Source organism: Nitrosomonas sp. (assembly GCF_019635155.1).
In the GTDB taxonomy this organism is placed as follows: Bacteria; Pseudomonadota; Gammaproteobacteria; order Burkholderiales; family Nitrosomonadaceae; genus Nitrosomonas.
The window spans coordinates 1-4,016 of the sequence record NZ_JAHBZY010000042.1 but is presented as its reverse complement, the minus strand read 5'-3'; the positions used below and the strand labels follow the sequence as shown (position 1 = coordinate 4,016).

Annotated in this window: 6 protein-coding genes; 2 read left to right on the top strand and 4 right to left on the bottom strand. The window is 42.0% G+C overall.

Annotation, left to right across the window (positions count from 1 at the left end):
- A partial coding sequence (locus KF839_RS14695; RefSeq protein ID WP_292918578.1) for an ATP-binding protein occupies positions 1-104 on the top strand: 104 nt, incomplete at its 5' end.
- Positions 105-360: 256 nt separating this feature from the next.
- Here KF839_RS14695 and KF839_RS14920 read toward each other — a convergent pair.
- Both KF839_RS14920 and KF839_RS14690 read right to left on the bottom strand, forming a co-directional pair.
- Complete coding sequence (locus tag KF839_RS14920; RefSeq protein WP_416362381.1) at positions 361-591, bottom strand: hypothetical protein; 231 nt, start codon at positions 589-591, stop codon at positions 361-363.
- A 187-nt stretch (positions 592-778) separates the two neighbouring features.
- Positions 779-1,159 (bottom strand): exosortase system-associated protein, TIGR04073 family, encoded by a 381-nt coding sequence (locus KF839_RS14690; protein WP_292918577.1) that lies wholly within the window; start codon positions 1,157-1,159, stop codon positions 779-781.
- Between the two features lie 87 nt (positions 1,160-1,246).
- Here KF839_RS14690 and KF839_RS14685 point away from each other — a divergent pair, with 87 nt between their 5' ends.
- Positions 1,247-2,092 (top strand): hypothetical protein, encoded by an 846-nt coding sequence (locus KF839_RS14685; protein WP_292918576.1) that lies wholly within the window; start codon positions 1,247-1,249, stop codon positions 2,090-2,092.
- A 355-nt stretch (positions 2,093-2,447) separates the two neighbouring features.
- On the opposite strand, the gene KF839_RS14680 is transcribed toward KF839_RS14685, so the two are convergent.
- Entirely contained in the window at positions 2,448-3,095 is a 648-nt protein-coding gene (locus KF839_RS14680; protein WP_292918575.1) for a class I SAM-dependent methyltransferase, read from the bottom strand.
- A 145-nt stretch (positions 3,096-3,240) separates the two neighbouring features.
- On the bottom strand, positions 3,241-3,795 hold the full coding sequence (locus KF839_RS14675; RefSeq protein ID WP_292918574.1) for an FxDxF family PEP-CTERM protein: 555 nt from the start codon (positions 3,793-3,795) through the stop codon (positions 3,241-3,243).
- Positions 3,796-4,016 lie beyond the last annotated feature (221 nt).

Here is a 4,016-nt window from a genome sequence, read left to right as displayed (position 1 = left end):
GCAACGTATTCATCGACGCCAAAATGACTACAGCGCTGCTGGATCGACTCACACACCATTGCCACATCATCGAAACCGGCAACGAGTCTTTCCGCTACAAATAAAGTACAGCCAATGCAAAGATCAGAATACAACAGCGGGAAAAAGAAAAATACTCACCAGAAGAAAATCTGGTCGATTCGTAGTCAATTACAACAAACTAGGACATCAACAGGAGGCAAACTACCAATCCAGTCTGGTCGACTTATCCACAGATGCGTAGTATCCTGCGCTCTATTTTCCCCTGGTCAAATTTCAACCGTAATGGCTGGTCAATTTTAAACCGGTATCAACATGAGAATAATCAAATCGCGATAAACTTTAACCCGTTTTCACAAATCGAGACTTTCTCGACTCCATGAAAAAACTGTCCGTCAAAATGGGACAACTCCAACTCCAGTTCCGCCGTGTCTTGGTTTCATGCGAAGTGTTACCGCTTGCAACAGCCGTATAGAGCAAGCCGTTACTTGGCAATGCCACATGTTCCGGATCTTCTTCGTCTCCTAGTGGAATCAGTCGCAAGCCGGATAGTCGTTCATTGCGAGCATAAATTCCTGTATAACCGGGAGCGGTGGATGCATGCCAGCTTACAGGTTCTACCGGTACCAGACAAAAGAAAAATAAGCAATGATTATCAAGGTGACAGCAGTCGCGGCTGAAATGAACGATTCCATAGGAAATGCATAATGTGTTAAAAATTAATCAGCTGAATTGGTTTCTGAGAATCGGTGCATTAGCATCAATATCCCATAAATTTTGATTCTCGCGAAAAATTATTCCAGACAAAAATGGGCTCAACGGATGGATTGGTTGGAATCATGAATGTAAGCAAATCAAAGATACCGCAACCTGTGCGATTGATTGTATACCATCCTCCCTGAAGTGTACCCACGCCTATAGCGGCTATACCGGAAGCTATCGTGTTTTCTTGCCGACCTACGATATTGATATTTTTGGGCAATTCTAGCCAACCTGTCGCAATATTGGTTAAGCCGCTTATGAGTTTCAGTCCAGATTTATTAGAATGCGAACTCGTGGTTGTTTCGTTTTCCGCCATAGCAATGCTTGAGAAGAAGAATGGCAAAATTATTATAAAAACAAATCTAGTAATTTCATGCATTAAAAACCTCCAGTTAAAAGTTATTTTAGATTGAACAATAATCTGATTAATTAGCGAATTACAAATAGTGCTATAGTGCTGTGTAATATGAACAATACCCAGCTCGCTCTATTTGTCCTTGCCAGTGGTCGTTCCGGTACCAGTTATCTTGCCGATTTCTTTGCTAAGAATGTTGCATACTGCTACAGCACTCACGAACCTTACTGCGTTATTGGCAATCCTACTTTATTTGGTAAGCCTATCGAATGGAATACACGACAGAATGATAGCGCGTTAATACCTATGCTGGAACGTAAATGTCGTTTTGTCAGTAGTCGAAAACAGCCGTTTTATTTTGAGTCCAATCACGCTTTTTTGAAAGCTTTTCACCGTCATGCTGGAACATTACTGCGAAATCCCGGTTTTGTTCATTTAGTGCGTCATCCACTCAAAGTTGCGAAAAGCGAATATCTGCGAGAATTGTTAATACGGAAACTGCGCTTACCGTTTGTTGATTATACAAGTGATACGGGCGAGCGATTATTCCGCTGGACGTTGACAGGAGAGGAAACGTTATTCCAGCATTACTCGCAGACTATCAGTCGTTTCCAGTTTTATCTATTGCAATGGTTAGAAATTGAATATCGTGCATTGCACCTTATCCGGGCCAATCATTGGCAAGACCGAGTATTTTTTATCGATGTAGATGTTCATCTCAAGAAAAAGGAAATACTGCGAAATATGACCCGATTTTTCGATTTACCGGTTCAATCGGAATTCAATCTTAATTTGCGTCGTAATAATACGCCACTCATAGGACCAACTACCATCACAGAACAAGATAGGGAAGAATTCCAGGAAATTGCAGGTAAATTACCGGAAAGTTATCGAGAGTTAATCCACTCATATCGTGACTGCAGTTGGTATCACGAGATTAATCAATTATTGAGTTAGTTACTCATTGACTCTTTAATAGCATTCTCGCAGGAAATGAGATGGTCATGGTTAGTCTTATTTTAATTAAGACGGAAGCCGAAAACCTGGTCAGGTGTATTGGTGTACTTTGACCGATGAAAGCGCTTGAAGCAAATGCACCGCCGCCTGCGCGGCTTAGCAGAATCAGCGCCTACTTCATGGCAAGTTCAACGCTCCACTTATGCACATAAACCAGTACGTACTTGACAACTTGGTGAATTATTACTAGAAATCAGACAACTGTGGTTACGCTAAATAAATAATGATGAACGGACAGTCATCGCTTGAATAATCATTTAAAGAGTCAGGATAGATTGTCGGAGAAATTTGCATTTCAATCATCAGGCTTGCGAGCGCGGATCAAGATAACTGCTCCGAAAATAGTCCGATAATATGCGGTTTCCTGTATTGGATGGAATCCAGCATTCGCTGCGAAAACCGGTAATAAACCCATGACATTATCGTTTATTTCTTCAAACCACCGCATTCCCCAGGAAATAAGCCACATCACGAAATCGCGAGGCTGGCCAAAATCAGCGATATGCAGTTCACCACCCGGTTTGAGCACGCGAAATATTTCTTTAAGCGCTTGCTGTTTATCTTCTCGAGTCAAATGATGTAGCAGTAAGCTTGCGAATACGTAGTCGAAAGTTTCATCGGTGAAAGGCAAGCATGTAGCTATTCCCTGTTGCAATAGAACAGTCTTTTCGTTTTGATCGGATTTTTTCCGAGCGATCTGTAAAATTTCCAGATCGATATCCAATCCATAGACAGCCACTTCAGGTTCGGTTTGTTTGATGAGTAATGTCAGGGTGCCGGTACCGCAGCCAATATCCAGCACTGACTCGCCCGGTTGAATCTGAGCTTGTGCAACCAATGCTACTCTAATCCGTTGCTCTGGAATTAACCATTGCATTATGGGGTCGTACCAGTGGGTCAGCCAATGGAAATGAAACGCTGGAATAAAAGATTGTTTTTTCACAAAGGTAGCGAGAAGTAGTTGATAAAGTTAATTCAGGTTTTTCCTAATGTTTTGTGCATTCTGTGTTGAGTATTGAGAGTAGCGGAAACGGAAAAAGCCACGAGGAGAAATCCCTCGCGGCTTTAGTTTAGGTGATACTCGTTAATTAAGCTAATTGACGTTTGCGTAATGAGAAGCCAATCAATCCCAAGCCAGCCAGTAACATGGCGTAGGTTTCAGGTTCTGGTACAGGTAACGCTTGTAATGAAACGGAATATTGACCTAAATTGGCGCCCAGAACACCGCTAATATCCAAATGGTATTGACCTGGAAGAAGATCGCCGAGTGAATGCGTTAAACCATCATCGGTAAATGTTGCGATCAGAGTTGTACCCAGCGGATGAGTGCTGTCCCACACTTCAACCACAAAATCGTTGATATCGTTAACAACAAAACCGCCTAAAGACAAGAACAGGGTTGAAGCAGAGCCTGTGGTGGATGAGAAGGTGGGAATTGTGAAATTTGCATATTCTTCAAATGCGCTTCCGGTAGTACCAATCAGCAATGCTGACAATGTTGTTGGCGTCGGGCCAATTGCGCCTAATTCGTATGGATTCCCAACAGATCCGTCACCAGGAAAGTTGCCAATACCGGCAAATGCGGTTGAGCTAAGCAGCAGAGCAGCTGCGGCAACTAGTTTTAGTTTGAGGTTTTTTAGCATGATCTTCTCCTAAAGTTATCATTAATTGAACTGCTTACGTTGTATTCTTAAAAATAACTTTCGTTATTTCTAGGGATGCATACTAAACAGTTGTCTTTAGATTGAACATGGTAAGGTTGTGTTGAGTTCGTACTAGAATCTTGATCAAAATTTCCTATAAAACAACTAGGAAGTGAATCGCCCCGGGTTTTCCGGAGATAAAATGATTTGAGAGGAGGGAA

Excerpts from the sequence above, each read along its gene's own strand:
- KF839_RS14690 (WP_292918577.1), bottom strand. The coding sequence starts at position 1,159 with ATGCATGAAATTACTAGATTTGTTTTTATAATAATTTTGCCATTCTTC.
- KF839_RS14685 (WP_292918576.1), top strand. The coding sequence starts at position 1,247 with ATGAACAATACCCAGCTCGCTCTATTTGTCCTTGCCAGTGGTCGTTCC.
- KF839_RS14675 (WP_292918574.1), bottom strand. The coding sequence starts at position 3,795 with ATGCTAAAAAACCTCAAACTAAAACTAGTTGCCGCAGCTGCTCTGCTG.